This is a genomic window from Kitasatospora sp. NPDC001261, from assembly GCF_042896795.1.
Lineage (GTDB): Bacteria > Actinomycetota > Actinomycetes > Streptomycetales > Streptomycetaceae > Kitasatospora.
In genome coordinates, this window is record NZ_JBIAXP010000021.1 from 1 (window position 1) to 15009 (window position 15009).

The 15009-nt window shown below is 73.5% G+C and carries 12 protein-coding genes; 2 read left to right on the forward strand and 10 right to left on the reverse strand.

The window, feature by feature from the left end; translation table 11 throughout:
* Positions 1 to 231 precede the first annotated feature (231 nt).
* A complete protein-coding gene (mobF, locus tag ACFY4B_RS26455; RefSeq protein ID WP_387971713.1) occupies positions 232 to 5247 on the forward strand; it encodes a MobF family relaxase in 5016 nt (1671 codons plus the stop codon).
* Between the two features lie 36 nt (positions 5248 to 5283).
* On the opposite strand, the gene ACFY4B_RS26460 is transcribed toward mobF, so the two are convergent.
* The 3 genes from ACFY4B_RS26460 to ACFY4B_RS26470 all read right to left on the reverse strand — a co-directional run bounded on the left by ACFY4B_RS26460 (position 5284) and on the right by ACFY4B_RS26470 (position 8274).
* Positions 5284 to 5568, reverse strand: a complete 285-nt coding sequence (locus tag ACFY4B_RS26460; RefSeq protein WP_380436298.1) for a hypothetical protein — start codon at positions 5566 to 5568, stop codon at positions 5284 to 5286.
* 98 nt (positions 5569 to 5666) lie between these two features.
* Positions 5667 to 7532 (reverse strand): RNA-binding domain-containing protein, encoded by a 1866-nt coding sequence (locus tag ACFY4B_RS26465; protein ID WP_387972316.1) that lies wholly within the window; start codon positions 7530 to 7532, stop codon positions 5667 to 5669.
* A 79-nt stretch (positions 7533 to 7611) separates the two neighbouring features.
* Positions 7612 to 8274, reverse strand: coding sequence for a hypothetical protein (locus ACFY4B_RS26470; RefSeq protein ID WP_387971717.1), 663 nt, complete (start codon positions 8272 to 8274; stop codon positions 7612 to 7614).
* Positions 8275 to 8661: 387 nt separating this feature from the next.
* On the opposite strand from ACFY4B_RS26470, the gene ACFY4B_RS26475 reads away from it, so the two are divergent.
* Positions 8662 to 9066: a hypothetical protein gene (locus tag ACFY4B_RS26475; protein WP_387971720.1), complete on the forward strand. Its 405-nt coding sequence runs from the start codon at positions 8662 to 8664 to the stop codon at positions 9064 to 9066.
* Positions 9067 to 9086: 20 nt separating this feature from the next.
* Here ACFY4B_RS26475 and ACFY4B_RS26480 read toward each other — a convergent pair whose 3' ends face one another.
* The 7 genes from ACFY4B_RS26480 to ACFY4B_RS26510 are packed head-to-tail and all read right to left on the reverse strand — an operon-like array spanning position 9087 to position 15004.
* A complete protein-coding gene (locus ACFY4B_RS26480; protein WP_387971723.1) occupies positions 9087 to 10313 on the reverse strand; it encodes a hypothetical protein in 1227 nt (408 codons plus the stop codon).
* Positions 10314 to 10321: 8 nt separating this feature from the next.
* Positions 10322 to 10759 (reverse strand): hypothetical protein, encoded by a 438-nt coding sequence (locus ACFY4B_RS26485; protein ID WP_387971725.1) that lies wholly within the window; start codon positions 10757 to 10759, stop codon positions 10322 to 10324.
* Positions 10756 to 11625: a hypothetical protein gene (locus ACFY4B_RS26490; protein ID WP_387971728.1), complete on the reverse strand. Its 870-nt coding sequence runs from the start codon at positions 11623 to 11625 to the stop codon at positions 10756 to 10758. Before ACFY4B_RS26490 ends, ACFY4B_RS26485 begins: the two co-directional genes overlap by 4 nt.
* Positions 11622 to 12185, reverse strand: a complete 564-nt coding sequence (locus ACFY4B_RS26495; RefSeq protein ID WP_380436286.1) for a hypothetical protein — start codon at positions 12183 to 12185, stop codon at positions 11622 to 11624. The genes ACFY4B_RS26490 and ACFY4B_RS26495 overlap by 4 nt, the downstream gene beginning before the upstream one ends.
* Positions 12178 to 13674, reverse strand: coding sequence for a type IV secretory system conjugative DNA transfer family protein (locus tag ACFY4B_RS26500; protein ID WP_380436284.1), 1497 nt, complete (start codon positions 13672 to 13674; stop codon positions 12178 to 12180). Before ACFY4B_RS26500 ends, ACFY4B_RS26495 begins: the two co-directional genes overlap by 8 nt.
* Positions 13671 to 14699, reverse strand: a complete 1029-nt coding sequence (locus tag ACFY4B_RS26505) for a hypothetical protein (protein WP_387971732.1) — start codon at positions 14697 to 14699, stop codon at positions 13671 to 13673. The genes ACFY4B_RS26500 and ACFY4B_RS26505 overlap by 4 nt, the downstream gene beginning before the upstream one ends.
* The gene (locus ACFY4B_RS26510) at positions 14696 to 15004 is read right to left on the reverse strand and encodes a hypothetical protein (RefSeq protein ID WP_387971735.1); all 309 of its coding nucleotides are present in this window, start codon (positions 15002 to 15004) and stop codon (positions 14696 to 14698) included. Before ACFY4B_RS26510 ends, ACFY4B_RS26505 begins: the two co-directional genes overlap by 4 nt.
* Between the last annotated feature and the right edge of the window lie 5 nt (positions 15005 to 15009).

The following is a 15009-nucleotide window of genomic DNA, read 5'->3' on the forward strand; positions in this document are numbered from 1 at the left end:
CTCCCGCTCCGCCCTCGCTCCCGCTCCGCCCTCGCTCCCGCTCCGCCCTCGCTCCCGCTCCGCCCTCGCTCCCGCTCCGCCCTCGCTCCCGCTCCTACTCCTCTTCACCACACCATGTGCATTACTTTTCAGATCGTCGTACCGATCGGATACGATCAGCTCCGTGATCACCCAGATGGACGCCGCCATAGCCTCTGACCAGGGGTTCTGTGGCGGCGCCCGAGGGTGCGAATGCTGACCATCCACCCGGTGTCAGCTGGCACCGGCATCGACTACCTGCTGAGCACCGTCGCCTCCGACGACCGCACCCTGGGCGTCAAGGAGAACAACGCTCACTGGGCCGAGGGAGTCGACACCCCGGGTGTCTGGATCGGCCTCGGGGCGGAGGTCCTGGGCCTGAACGGCGAGGTCACCCAGCAGCACGCCGACGCGCTGTTCAAGTACGGCGAGGACCCGTCCTCCGGCGAGACGCTGGGTCGCCGGTGGCGTCAGTACAAGACCGTCGAGCAGCGGTACGCAGCCCGGCTGCTGCTGGAGCCCAACGCCTCCCAAGCGCGCAAGGACCTGCTCCGGGCCCAGGTCGAGCAGGCCGGCGAGCGCGCCGCCCGGGCGGGCTGGGAGATGGTCGTCTCCCCCGTCAAGAGCTGGCAGGCGATGCTCGCCGTGGCCGACGACGAGGGCCGCGAGAAGCTGCTCGCCATCGAGGAGCGAGCCTTCCGGAAGATGTGGGATCGCATCGAGGCGGACGCCGCGTACGCCCGAATCGGAGCCAACGGCGTGGCCCAGGTCCGTACCGAGGGGCTGACCGGCGCGGTCTTCACGCACCAGTCGAGCCGGGCCGGGGACCCGGCCTTCCACCGCCACATCGCCATCAGCTCGAAGGTCCTGGTGGACGGCAAGTGGCTCGCGCTCGACGCCCGCCCGCTGCACCGCATGCGCGTGACGTTCGGCGAGCTCTACACCGCCGAGGTCGAGCGCGGCATGGCCGCTGACCTGGGCATCACCGCCACCGAACGCGAGGACAGCCTGTCGTTCGACAAGCGCCCGGTCCGCGAATTCCGGGGCGTCGAGAAGCCGGTGCTGCTCGACTTCTCCTCCCGCCGCCAGCAGACCGAGAAGCACCTGCGCACCCTGCTCAGCACCTTCCGCGCCCGCGAGGAGCGCGAGCCGAACCGGGCCGAGCTGTACCAGCTCGGCCAGGTCGCCGCCCTCACCGCCCGCCCCGAGAAGGAGCTGCGCAGCGAGGCCGACTCCCGCGAGGACTGGCGCAGCCGGGCCCGGGCGGCCGGGCTGGCGCAACCCGAGAACATCCTGGAGATCAGCCAGAGGGCATCGGCCAAGGCCGCCAAGGCCGCCAAGAAGGCGCCGCGCACCCCCGAGGAGATGGCCCTCGCGGCACGCCGCGACACCCGGCTGGAGGACATCCCGCGCTCGGTCGTGACCGTGCTGGAGCAGCAGCGCGAGACCTGGAGCAGGCCCAACGCCGAGGCCGAGGTGATCCGTCAGCTGACAACGACGGGCTGGCACATCAAGCTCGGCGACCAGTACGACTCGGTGGTTCAGCAGCTCACCTCGGCGGCGCTGTCGCCGACCTGGTGCGAGCTCGTAGACATGCCGGCGCTGCTGCCCGTGCCGTCCGCCTACATCCGCGAGGACGGGACCTCGCTGTTCTTGGACGCGGGGTGCACCCGCTACACCAGCCACAACATCAAGGCCGCCGAGCGCGCCGTGGTCGAAGCCGCGCTCGCCCCCTCGGCGGTGCGGACCCTGACCGTCGAGCAGATCGACGCCGCCCTCGAAGCCGGCCGCGCCGAGCGCGGCTTCGACCCCAGCGAGGAGCAGCTCGCCGCCGTGCGCGGAGTCTTCACCGGCGACCGCCAGGTGCAGGCCATCATCGGCCGCGCGGGCGCCGGCAAGACCACGATCATGGCCCTGCTGCGCGAGGTCGGCGACGTCTACGGCTTCCCGGTGATCGGCTTCTCCAACGGGCAGGTCCAGGCGGACATCCTCGGCGACGAGGCCAGGATCCGCACCGAGAACCTGCGCCGCTGGCTCACGATGAGCGAGTTCTTCGCCACCCAGGACCCGGAGTGGCAGCTGCCCGCTGAGGCGATCGTCATCATCGACGAGGCAGGCCAGGCCGCCTCGACCGACATGGCCTCCATGCTCCGCCAGGCCGCCGCGAAGGGCGGCCGGCTGGTGCCCGTCGGCGACCCGCTGCAGCTCGGTGCGCCCGGCCCCGGCGGACTGCTCGCGCAGATCGAGGCGGACGCCGGAGCCATCTACCTGCACGAGGTCCGCCGCTTCCGCGACCACGACGGGGCACTGCGGACCTGGGAGATCGAGGCGGCCAAGGCGCTGGCCCTGGGCGACGCCAAGGGCTCCTTCGACGCCTACCACTCCCGGGGCCGGATCGCGGCCGGCAGCGCCGACGCGATGGCCGAGAAGGCGTACGACGCCTGGCGGGCCGACACCCGCGACGGCCTGCGCTCCATCCTGATCGCCTCCGACAACGCCACCGCCGCGGCCCTGTCCGCCCGCGCCCAGGAAGACCTGATCCGCGACGGCATCGTCCAGGACCGGCGTACGACGCGCCTGAGCGACGGCAACCGCGCGGGCGCCGGCGACACCATCGTCACCCGCAAGATCGACCGGAAGATCAAGGTCCACGGCGGGCGCGGCTACGTCCGCAACGGCGACATGTGGACCGTCACCCGGGTCCGGCGCGACGGCAGCCTCGTCGTGCGCTCCACCGACTCCAAGGCGAACGCGGTGCTGCCCGCGCCCTACGTCGAGCACTCGGTCGAGCTCGGCTACGCCGTCACCAAGGACCGCGCGCAGGGCCTGACCACCGATACCGCCCACGCGCTGTTCGCCCAGGGCATGACCCGCAACGGCGCCTATCCGTCGGCAACCCGCGGCCGCTTCGCGAACTTCATCTACCTGGTCATCACCCCTGACCGGGTGCCGATCGTCGGCGAGCCCGACCCGGTGAGGACTGCCCGGCAGGCGTGGGCGCAGATCGTCGAGACGGACGGCACCACCCGCTCTGCCACCGTCGCCCAGCGCGAATCCCTGGACGCCTCCGAGGCGCTGCACACCCTGGTGCCGCAGCTGCGTTTCACCCTGGACGACCTCGCCGGGGATCGCCTGCTGGAGCTGCGCGAGCGGGTCCCGCTGGCCGAGCGGATCGTCACCGCCGAAGCGTGGCCGGCGCTGCGCGACGTCATGACCCGCATCGACGCCGGCGGCAGCGACTCCATCGAGGCCCTCCAGCGAGCCATCCCGACGCGCGGCTTCGGCGACGCCGAGGACGTGGCCGCCGTCCTCCACTGGCGCCTCCACCAGGACGAGCAGGTCCTCGCCGCGCTCGACGCCGCCGAGCAGCGCCCGCTCGCCCAGGCCACCGGGCAGCGCGTCCTGGACCAGCTCCACCTCGTCCTCCCCACCGCCGACGACAGCGAGAAGAACGCCTTCGCCCACGCCCTGGCCCGCGACATCGCGGCGCGCGCCGAGGCGCTGGCCGCCACCGCCGCCGAGGAGGCCACCCTCGCCACCGGCTGGGCAGCCGCGTTCGGCCCCTCGCCCGCCGACCCGCAGGAGGCCGCCGCCTGGCGGGCCAACCTGGCCTCTGCGGCGGCCTACCGCGACCTCGCCCAGTGGACCGACGCCACCCCGCTCGGCCCCGCCCCGGAACCCGGACCCGACCACCTGCGCCGCCTGTGGCGCGACGGTCAACCGCCCGTCGAGGAAGCCGTCGCCACCGCCCGCGTGCTGGCCGCCGTCGAGGCCGGTGCCCGCTGGCTGGACGCGCTGGGCCCCCTGCCCGAGGTCGAGGACCCGCGCCGGACGGCCTGGATGGACGCCGCCCGTGCCGTCGACAGCTACCGCCAGCGCTGGGACTACGGCCGCGAGGACGTGGCCGTCGGCCCGCGCCCGACCGAGCCGATCCAGGCCCTGGACCACGACGCCGCCCGCGCCACGATCACCACGTGGCACCAGCTGCAGCCCGCCCACCAGCCGGTCGCCGAAGCCGACCGCCAGCGACTGGTCGAGCAGGCCCGCCGCGGCGAGGAAGCCGGTGCCCGCGCGGCCCGCGCCGCCCAGGCGGCCGACGAAGCACACACCGCCCGCCTGGCTGCTACCGCCGCCGAGCAGGCCGCCGCCGACGCGGCCAACCGCGCCGAGACGATGCTCAAGGCCGCCCAGCAGCCGGGCCGCAGCACCGACATCCCCACCGCGCTGGCGCGCGCCGAGGAACTCGCCGAGGCAGCCGAGCACGCCGCCGAGGCCGCCCGGCAGGCCGAGCAGCACGCCCGGAATGTGGAGGTCGAGGTCACCGAGCTCGCCCCGCAGGCGATCGAGGACCGGGCAGCCGAGCGCTCCGGCTCCGACGCCGAAGTCGCCCTCGCCGCGCTCGGACCCGAGCCCACTGCCCAGTCCCCGGCCTGGCGCCAGCGACCCTTCGGCCGCCTGACCGACACCGCGCTCAAGGAGGCCCAGGCCAACGCGCTGGCCACCGCCCGACTGGCCGACCTGGAGGCGGACGAGGCCGAGCGGCGCGCCGCCGCGCTGGACGCGGACCTCGCCCCGGGCGGCCGGATCGACACCGAGACCGCCACCCTCGCCGAGCACGTCGAGGCGATCACGACGCTGCGCCAGGCGCAGACCGACCTCGGTCAGCTCGGCGAGCAGCAGCGTTCCGCCGTCGCAGACGCCGCCGAAGCGGCCACCCGACTGGCGGCGACCGGCCGCTTCGGCCGGCCGGTCCTGCGCGGTCCCGAGCGCGACGCCGTCCAGGAGCAGGCCGCCCGTGCCCAGGCCGCCGCGGCCGCCGCCGAGCAGCGCGCCGCCGAGATCCGGACCGAGATCCAGCGAATCACCCCGCTGGCCGGCGACCCGGCCGGGCACGAGCGCGCCCTGGCCCAGTGGCAGCAGCTGGGCGGCAGCATCGAGGCCATCACCGCGACCGAGCGCGAGGTCACCGCCGGAGACGCCACCCGTGCACGGCTCACCGCCGAGCAACTCCGACGCCGCGCCGCCGACCAGCGCGAGCGGGCCGGCGGACTGCGCAGCGAGGCCCGCACCCGCGCCGCGATGGACCCCCAACAGCGCCAGGCGGAGGACGCCGACCGCACCCGCGCCGCCGCCCAGGCCCAGCAGCAACGTGCCCAGAACGCGGCGCAGGACGCGACCCGCCAGCAGCTCGAGCAGGACCGCAACCGCAACAACGGCCGCCGCCGCTGACACCCGGGTACCCGCCAGACCAGGGCTGCCCGGTGGTCAGCCCGCCGCCCGCACCGCCTTCGCGCAGTCCGGGCAGATCCGTCCCGCCCAGCGTGGAGGCCACCAGCGCCCGCCCGGGCCGGACGGCGTCCAGTGCTCCACGATCAGCCCGCTGGTCTCCCGGCCGCAGGCCGTGGTCGATCCCGGATCACCCGGTACGTCCGGGTCCGAAGGCGCTGCGTGGACCTGCCGGACCGCCGACGACTCCACCGGCTCCCCGCTCGCCAGGACGACCCTGGCGTCGGCAGGTTCCATCAGCTCCAGCAGCACAATCAAGGCCATGGCTTCACGGTGCGCCCGCATCTGCCGCCGCGCACCCGCAGCGGAAAACCCCGCCGTGGGGCGCCGGACGAGGCCTGTTGCAGGCCGTGCAACAAGGATCAGAACGCGGACTCGTCGGCGTCCAGGAAGCCGAAGTCCCGGCCCATCCGCACCAGCGCCTGCCGGGCGACGGCCCGGCGGGTCTCCCCTTGCAGGACCGGCGGTGCCACGACGGTCACCGCCATCTCGGTGAACTCCCTGCCGGCGGGGGCACCGAAGGCGGAGAAGTCGATGAAGTCCGCGACCGGCCGCCGGGGCCCGGAATGATCGTGCGGGTACTCCGCCGTCAGCCGGATCTCCGCCGTCGGAACGCTGCTCCACCGCCGCTGAGACGCCCCTGTGCTCAACGACCCCGGCAGCTCCTCGGTGGCCATCTCCAACGCGGCCACGGTGAACTCGTACAGGTCCTCCAGAGTCAGTCGCTCCTTCGGCTCCGACCCCGGCTGCCCGTCTGCGCGGACGAGTTGATCCCAGGCGTCCCGCTCCCCCACCTTCACCTCGGCACAGGTCACCACCGAGGAGTCGGCGGAGTTCGGCAGGGCCAGGAAGACCTCGCCGGACAGCGCCGTCCGACCGTCCGCTCCGGTGAGAACGGCGGCGTAGCTGAACGAGTTCCGGCTGCCCGGCAGCTGCCCGGCGTCCCACTTCGGCATCCAGAAATCGGAGCCGTGGTGCATCGCGAGCACGCCCAAGTACTGCGACAGCTGGCTCGCCCCAAGCCCACCCAGCAGCTTCCTGCGCTCCACCTGCTCCACCTCGAAGGTGCGGGCGTCGGCCCACGGCAGGGTGGCGATCACGCGCAGGCGCAGCTGCGGGGCCGCCACCTGGGAGGTCCAGTTCCGGCCCGCGCGGGTCGACTCCGAGCTGAACTGCAGCTGCGGCTCCCACTGCCACGCCGCCCCGTCGCCGCGCCGCACCAGCCGGCCCGGCCCCCACGAACCGTTGATCAATCGAACCTCGCCGGCGGCGCCGTCCACCAGAGCCGGCGCAGCTCCCGCTTCCACCGCGCCGGGGTCCGGGAACCCGAGCGCGGCGAAGGAGTCGCCGCCAAGGGCACCGCTCCCCTCCAACCGCATGGCCTCCCACACGCCCTCCGGCACCGCGACCACCGGACGCCCCGACAGCTCGCACAACACCCAGCCGCGGCCCGTGCCGGTCCCGGCGAAGTGCTGGACCAGTCCCGGGCCCTCGGCGTAGATCCGGCCGTCCGCAGTACCGAGAACCTTCTCGCCGCCGAGAGCCTCGTACGCCGCGGCCCACCGCCGCTGAGCCGAAGGCATGCCCTCACCGGGCGCGATCGGCACGACGGCGGACGCCTTCTGCTGCACCGCCGCGGACGCGGCCTGCGCCGCGATCTCGGCGAGAACCTCATGACTGGGACCGCCTGTCGCCGTCCAGCCGGCCGCCAGCAGACGCTGGACCTCCGTCCTCGGCAGCCAGACCGTCCCGTCCCCCTCACGGACCGGGACCGCCACCGAGTCGGGGTGCCCCTGCGCCCCGCGGGTCGGTGCGGCCACGAGGTGCGGCAGCCGGCCCGGCAGCTGCGCGGGCACATGGATGAGCAGCACACCGCTCTCGTCGTCGACCGGGATCCAGTCCACCTCGACCCCGCGCGGCGGCGGCGTGATCCGCTCCCGGATCAGCTTCCGGTGGCGGTCCAGGTCGACCCGGCCACGCGGCACCGGCTTGAGATGGGCGAGGATCTCCTGCCCGTGCTCGACCTGGGTGCCGATCCCGACCACCAGCAGCCCGCCGGTCGCGGTGTTCGCGAACGCGGCGACATCCTTCACGAGCTCCTCGGCCTTGGCCGGGTTGTCCAGCTCGTAGATGCCGCCCTTCGCGTCCAGCCAGACGCTCTCCTCCAGGCCGAGCAGGTCGTCGAATCGTCCGTCGAGAAGGGCAGCCACTGCGCCCGCGAGGTCCATGTTCGCCACCGGCCCAGTATCGGGGTGCACCGGTGCAGCCAGTACGCGGGTCGGAAGACTGGCCGGGCCACACCCAGGGTCAGGCCGCGGTCCGGGCCTTCTGGACGGCCTGCGGGAGCTGCTTCTCGACCAAACCCGGCGCGCCGGTCAGCATGACCTCCACCGTGCCGACGCGGACCGCCGCCTGCTCGATGACGGTGGTCGAGGTGGAGGTCGCGATCGTCATCGTCTGCCGGTACTGCTCGTCTCCGAGCGGGGCCGGAGTCATCTTGGCGATGGTGATCTGGACCGGGGAGGAGCCCGCGGTCATCTGGAACGACGGGCACGAGGCGTACGCGTCGAAGAGCGCCTTCACACCCGAGGAGAGCTTCGCCGCGGTGTCGCTGTGCAGCTCCTCGCTGAGCACGGAGACGCCGTCCGGACCGGTGTAGGCGAACCCGGCGGTGGCCTTGGCGGTGAACGCGAGCGGCTTGCCGCCAGACGCGCCAGCCAGCTTCTCCAGCGCCGGGCAGCCCTGCATGCCGACGTCGCCGGTTCTGACCGTGCTGCTGGTCGATTGCACGTAGTCGGAGCCCAGCTCGGTGGTGGTCAGCAGCCGCTGCTGCAGCTGCTGGGCGGTCAACGGTGCAGGCTCGGCTGCCGCGGCGCCCGGGCCGGTGTGGCCGCTGCTGCTGGAGCACGCGGTGACGGTGAGCGCGAGCAGCGCGCCGGCCAGGGCGATCGTGGTTGTCCGGTGGTGCATGGTTCCCCCTGGTTGGTGTACGTCGGGAGACCATAACAAGGACGTCGGCCCGTGAGCAGGGCAGGTTCCGATGCGGTCGCGCAGCGGCGTCACCCGCCCCTCACTTCGGTCGAGAGCCGCTCTGAGCCGCACGCACGGGGGGTGGTTCGGCCGGCCACGGGCGGATCGCGCGGCCTACAGCGACACGGGCGCAGTTGGGGTTGGGGCCTCGCGGTCGTCGCTCCGGGAGGCCCCGCACGGCAGCGTACGCCGGGTAGCACAGGTGGTCGGCGCGACCTCTCGATCGGCCCCTCGGCGGGGCGCCGCCGAGTCGGCGGCGGACCCGGTACTGCGTCCTGTTGACCGATTTCGGTCACGTTCCGGCTGCTGGTGCACGATGATCAGGACGTGGCGACTCCCGAGAATCCGGACCGGTGGTGGGCGCGGCGGCGCGACGAGCGGCTGCTCGCCCTCGATCTGCAGATGTGCGCCTGGGAGGTGCCGGCACTCGGCGAAGTGCCGTTCCTCGACGAGGTTCTCGAGAAGGTGGAGCACACCCTGGCCTGGTGTGCGCAGGCCGGCGAGCAGCAGCAGGAATCCGGCCGTCTGCTGGGGCCGGCACTGGAGCACCTGAAGGCCGCCGAGCGCCTGGACGGCACCGCGCTGGCCCTGGTCAACTACCACCTGAGGCGCGCGGTCGACCGCGTCCAGAAGGCTGCGGTGCTGACGCCCGCCCCGGTCCGGCCCACGTTTTCGGGGCAGGAGCGCGGCCGGGGTGACCATGTCGGTCAACCGGCGGCGACTCCGCAGTAGCTGCTCCGCCGAGGTGCCCGCTAGGCGCGGGCGGCCTGCTTCTGGTGCGGCGTCGGCGCGGTGGCCCTGGCCAGGGCATTGTTCCAGCTCGGTTCCTGCCGGGCGGTGATCTGTCCCCGCAGCTCCCGGCGGACCGTGGTCTCGGCCGCGCGCTCCTCCGGTCCGAGCTCGGCGCGCCGCTCCAGTTCCCCGTCCAGGTCGTCGGCCTTCTCGCGCAGGCCCTCCGCCTGGTGCTGGAGTTCGCCCGAGAGCGTCTCCTTGCGTTCGACGTCCTCCTGCTCACTGTTGATCGCCCGCTGCACGAGCTCCGGGTCCGCGCCCTGGTCGCGCAGCATCGCTGCGAACGAGCCGCCGCCGGAGGCCTCGAAGTTCGCGCGCATCCACCCGGCCTCCTCACTCGCCTTCTGGGCCTCGGCCTCGGCGACCTCGGCCAGCCGGTGGCTCTTCGCCGCCTCCATCGTCAGGTCGTGGTCGGTGAGCATCGAGTGCGGCTGGTTGCCTGAGATCCGCTCCGCCGCCGCCTCGGCCTGGTCCAGGTACAGGGCCTGCACCCCGGCCGCGGGCCCGTTGGCCTGCACCTGCAGCGGGTTGGGCCGGTCCGCCGCCAGCTCGGTGGTCCAAGACAGAATGTTCATCCGGATCTCGGCGGCCTCGAAGGCGTCCACCTCGTAGCGAGCGAACGACTCGTCCGGGATCTCCGCGACCTGGCCCAGCTGCGAGCGGAAGACCACCGGGTCCACCGGCGAGCGGTTGTTGGCGGCCAGGTGGGCGTCGACGGTCTCCGGGCCCAGGACCGCGTTCATCTGGTTCAGGTCGATGAAGTCCTTGGCCTCGGTGCGCCACTCGATCGCCTCGGCCTTCAGCTGGACGCAGTCCTCCACGGCCAGGACCCGAAGGCCGTCCATCTCGGCCGGGTAGAAGTTGGTCTTCATCGGGACCATCTGGACCTGCACCGGCTCGGTGTCGGGCCGGCGCGGGTCGGCGACGCTCAGGTTCGCCGCCTGGTTGAGCGCCCAGACCTTCTCGACGGCGACCTCGTAGCCGGCTTCGGTCAGCGCCTGGACGACCTCGGCCCGGGCCGCGGCGCCGTCGGTGTCCACCGCGTTGAACAGGTCGATGTCGTCGATAGGCCGCTCGGCCAGGCCGTGGGCCCGCAAGGCCATGCTCCCGGCCAGGGCGTAGTCGTACTTCTCCCCCACGGCGTCCAGCGCGACCCGGGCGACCTCCCACTTCTGCTGCTCGTCCACGGATCAGCTCACCGTCCGGACGTCAGCTGCGGGAAGCGGTGCTCCCACACCCGCATGATCGGTTCCTCGGCCAGGCCCGGTGCCCACAGCGCCGACAGGAGCTGCGGACTCAGCAGCGCGGCCTGCTGCTCGGCGGTCCCGTCGGCGAGCACGACCCGGTACAGCTCCCGCAGCAGCCGGGCGTCGGCGACGTCGAACCGGGTCGGCAGCTCACCCGCGACGAGATCCGTCGGCACCTCGACGGTGCCGAAGGCCGGGCCGTGCAGCTGGGCGAAGTCGTCGACGACGCAGAAGCCCGCAGCCGCTCGCCACCGGCTCAGCCCGGGATCCTTCAGCGCCTCGCCGATGTCGGCGGGCAGCGTTCCCGCGGCGACGGCCCGCTCGATCCGGGCGGCGTGTGCGTCGGCCATCCGCTGGCCGCTCTCGCGCGGGCGGGGGGTGCTCATCGCGACTCCTTGTATATAGGGGACAGAGAACCGGTCGGCGCAGTCACCGCGGCCAGCCAGCAGGAGGCCGGCCGGTGGGCGCTGGTCAGGTCGCCCTCGGCGACGACCTGGCCTTCGGCGTACCGCCACAGCAGATCACGAAGGGACGCGGCCCCGGCGGCGGCGTCGGGTGAGGGGGTGCGGGCGGCGCCGACCATGACCTGGGCGAGCGCGGCGGCCGCCGCCGGCAGCTCGTCCAGTTCCAGGACGGCGTCGCGGCGCCCGCGCAGCGCGCTGCCGGTGCGGGTCAGCGTGACGGCGGCCAGGGTGCGCGAGACCGGTGCGTTGCGGGCCGGGTACGGCACCGACCAGTGCGCGGTCAGCCACGGCGCCACCCGCTCGGCGACCCGGATCGTCCAGCTGCCGCCCGGGCCGTCCTGGCGGGCGATCTCGCTGGACAGCGCCGAGCGCCGGGCCTGCTGCCAGACCTGGGCGTCGCCGCCGAACGCCTGCGTGCAGGGGTGACCGGCCAGGTGCGCGAACGCCGGCCACACCGCGGTGAGGTCGGTGACGCACAGCAGGCCGTCCGGTGCGGGCCAGCCGGGCTGTGCCCGTTCGGAGTCCGCCACCGGCCACCAGGCCATCGGCTGGTGCAGCAGGTGTCGGGCGAACGGCCAGGAGAGCACCTTCGTGAAGCGGCTGCCCGCGTTGTCGCGGCCCAGCAGCAGCGCCACCGAGGTGGCGTACGGCGGCAGCTCCAGATGGAACCCGAGCTGGCCGCGCAGCAACTGCCCGCCCGGGGCGGTGAAGTCGGCGATCGCCGCCCAGTGCGGCCACACTCGCCCGGCCGCCACGACGGTCGGGGCCGGCAGGGTCGTACGGGTCATGCCTCGACCCCCTGGCGCAGCATCTCGTGGACCGCCGGGTGGCTGGCCGGGCGGGTCATCGCGTCGCTGGTCTTGGTGTAGAGCAGGTACTCGTCCTCGCGCTCGGCGAACTGCCGCTCCTCCGGCTCGTGGTGGCGTGCCGCCGTGCACTCCTTGAGCTGGAGGCCGGCGACGATGCGGTCCATGATCAGAAACCAGTCCGCCTCCGCGGTGTCGCGCTTGTCGCCGGGGCTGTAGACGCGCACCCAGGCGACGAACAGCGCGGCGAGGCGATCACGCACGTCCTCGTGCCGGTACCAGCAGGGGGTGATCTCGGCGTGCTTGCGCTGGGTGCGCACCAGCCAGGTGACCCAGATCCGCAGCTCGTTCATCCGCTCGCGGCGGACGGCCGGCTCCATCGCGTCGAACACCCAGCCCGCGAGGTCCGCCTCGTCGATCTCCGCCTCGAAGTCGTCCTCGTCGAGGATCTCGCCGGTCCTCTCGTCGACGAGCTCGCCCTCGATCACCTCCTCTTCCTCCTCGCCGGGGGCGTCGTCGGCGGGGTCCAGGTCGTCAGGCATACGTCAGCTCCTTCGTGGATCGCCCCTGGGCCAGGGCGGTCAGGGCCACCAGGTCCTTGTCGCCCTCGGCGTTGCGCAGGCTCACCCGGATCGGCCGCTTGTTGTGGTACTGCACGACCGCGGTGAAGTCGTCGAGCTGCTGCAGGGCGTGGATCGGCGCGAGGTCGTGCTCGGAGGTGGAGGTGGTGCTCGACTGGGTGCCGTCGCTGCCGCGGGTCACCGTCGCCTTCTTCACCTCGGCCCGGCCCAGCATCGTGTTGAAGTAGCTCAAGGTCGCCTCGTCGGCGACGCCCGGCAGCAGCATCCGCATCGGGGAGGCGGAGAAGACCGTGTTGGCCTTGTCATCGCCCAGGCTGGTGCGCAGCTGGGACAGGTCGTGCCAGATCGTCAACAGTACGATCCCCATGCCGCGCCCGGTGGTCAGGATGTTCGGCAGCTCGGGGTAGCGCAGCAGATTTCCGGCCTCGTCGATCAGCAATCCCAGGGCCGGCGAGAGGGCCTTGCCGGTGCGGGCGTACTTGGCCTCGGCGGCGTGGATCACGGAGGCGATCAGCGCGGTGATCAGCGGCGCGAACCGCTTGCTGTCCGAGGTGGAGGCGACGATCGCCAGGGTGCCGCCCTGCTCCAGCATCTCGGCGACGTCGAAGTCGGAGCGGCTGCTGGTCTCGCGGACGGCCTTGTCCGTGTAGACCCGGGCGATCACGTTCAAGGTCAGCTGCACCGAGCCGACACCGTCGTCGTGCAGGCGCCGCCACGGGGAGGCGTACTCGTCGGCGACGTCCGGGAAGCCGCCGTCGGTGAGGATCCCCTCGACGGTGTCCGCCGCGTCCTTGCCCAGGCGCAGCCAGCGCCGGAACCCCTCGATGCCCTGGCCCGAGACGCGGGCGGCCAGCAGCAGGCCCTTGACGATCGGCTGCGCCTGCTCCAGCCAGGTCTGCGAGTCGGGGTTGTTGGCGGAGGCGGCGGCTTCGGCGAGCCACTTCGCCATCCGGTCCGCGTCTTCCTCCGTCTTGCAGTAGTCCACCGGTGACCAGTGCGCGGTGTCGCGCCCGGGGATGCCGCCGGGGGCCACGACATGGACGGGCTTGCCGTCGGCGGCCCGGCGGGCGTAGATCAGGTCGAGGTCGCTGGCCTTGGTCGTGGTGATGACCAGCGGGCCCGCCCACTCCAGGGCGTTGGGCAGCAGCAGGCCCATGGTCTTGCCGCTGCCCGGTACGCCGAACGCGATCCCGGACAGGCACGGCTGAGCGGCCACCAGCTTCTTGGACACCGTGCCGCGTCCGGCGATCAGCCGGTCCTGGCGCTCGGCGAGCTCCTGCGGTGCACGCAGCTGCTTCTCCACTGCCCGGCCGCCCCAGGTCGCGCCGTTGCCCTTGCGGTCCCACGGCTTGAGAACCAGCGCGGCCACCGGGGCGGTGATCCCCAACAGCGCCCAAGGGGCGTACTGCGCAGCTCCGGCGCCGCCGAACATCGAGGGAAGGTCGGTCATCGTGCGCTCCTGGAGCCGTGCGGGCTGGTGATCTTGCTCTTGGAGGCGGCCAGCGCGGCGCGCACCCGGCCCAGCCCGGCCCTGGTCGTCGCCGGGTCCGGCTGCGAGGTGCCCAGCTGCAGCGAGGCGAACGGTGGCGGAGTCGGCGTGGGGCGCGCCGCCGGGGCCGCGGAGGGTGCTCCGGGGCCGGGCCGGTCGGCCGGTGCAGCCGCGGCGCGGCGCGCGCGGTGCTCCTCGCGGCGCTCCGCGCAGCGAGGACAGGTTTCGCCGCTGTCGACGCGGACCCCGTCCTCGCACATGGGGTCCGGGCACTCGCCGTGGCGCACCAGCGCCACGGCGACACCCAGTGGGCTGGTCAGCGCGCCGGCCGCGGCCTTGCCCGCGTAGCCGTGCAGCTCCCACCGTCGCTGGATCCGCTCGACCAACTGCTCGGGAGTCCGCCCGGCCGCCAGCTCCCGGCGTGCCGCTTCCAGCACCGACGCGGGAAGGTGCTGCGGCAGCAGCCCGGCCAGCGGGCCGGGCAGCTGCGCCAGGACGGCGCGCACCGTGCGGGTGTCGGCAGGCTCCCCGTCCGGTGTGGTGGTGGACGCGGCCGAACGGCCGCCCGCACCGGTGGCCGCGCGCGCCCGGGTAGTGAACGGGGTGGTGCCGGCCGCAGGTTCTGACGGGGCGTCGGGCTCGACGGTCACGGACACGGCGTCCGGGTAGTGCTCGCGCAACGCGGCCAGCTCCTCACGGGTGGCCGGGGTCGCGAAGGCGTACAGGTCGGTGCCCCACCGGCCGCGGGTGTGGTGCTTGACCCTGGCCACATAGCCCGTCGCGATGAGGTCGCGGGTCGCGTCGACCAGTTGCTCGCGGCTGGGGCCGCGGTGGCGCGCGAGGACCTCCATCGTCAGCGACCGGCCGTGCCGTGCTGCTGCCAGCAGCACGTCCAGCAGCCCGAGCGCGGTGACGCTCAGCCGCTCGTCGTCGCGGGTCTCCTCCGCGAGGTCGGTGGCCCCGGCCCGGCCGGGGTGGATCCTCACGGGCACACCCCGGCGGGGTGCACCGCGTAGCCGTCCTCGATCGGCCGCAGGGCGCACGGCTGCCAGAACAGCGCGGACACCCGGCTGGTCAGCCGCTGCTCGTCGGCCTCGGCGGGCAGGTCGGGCAGCGGCTCGAACTGCTCCTGGAGGCAGCAGCGGCAGGTGTAGTACACCCACCAGCCCGGCACGGCGGCCTGGTGGCCGGCAGTAGTCCCGGACCACGGGCCGCGTTCGAGGACCAGCTGGCCGAGCAGCGCGGCCACCGGGGCGTGGCCGGACATCGGGGCGAGGGCGGACGCGGTCAAGGGAA

Coding starts and splice junctions, on each gene's coding strand:
- mobF (WP_387971713.1), top strand. CDS start 232: ATGCTGACCATCCACCCGGTGTCAGCTGGCACCGGCATCGACTACCTG.
- ACFY4B_RS26460 (WP_380436298.1), bottom strand. CDS start 5,568: ATGGCCTTGATTGTGCTGCTGGAGCTGATGGAACCTGCCGACGCCAGG.
- ACFY4B_RS26465 (WP_387972316.1), bottom strand. CDS start 7,532: ATGGACCTCGCGGGCGCAGTGGCTGCCCTTCTCGACGGACGATTCGAC.
- ACFY4B_RS26470 (WP_387971717.1), bottom strand. CDS start 8,274: ATGCACCACCGGACAACCACGATCGCCCTGGCCGGCGCGCTGCTCGCG.
- ACFY4B_RS26485 (WP_387971725.1), bottom strand. CDS start 10,759: ATGAGCACCCCCCGCCCGCGCGAGAGCGGCCAGCGGATGGCCGACGCA.
- ACFY4B_RS26490 (WP_387971728.1), bottom strand. CDS start 11,625: ATGACCCGTACGACCCTGCCGGCCCCGACCGTCGTGGCGGCCGGGCGA.
- ACFY4B_RS26495 (WP_380436286.1), bottom strand. CDS start 12,185: ATGCCTGACGACCTGGACCCCGCCGACGACGCCCCCGGCGAGGAGGAA.
- ACFY4B_RS26500 (WP_380436284.1), bottom strand. CDS start 13,674: ATGACCGACCTTCCCTCGATGTTCGGCGGCGCCGGAGCTGCGCAGTAC.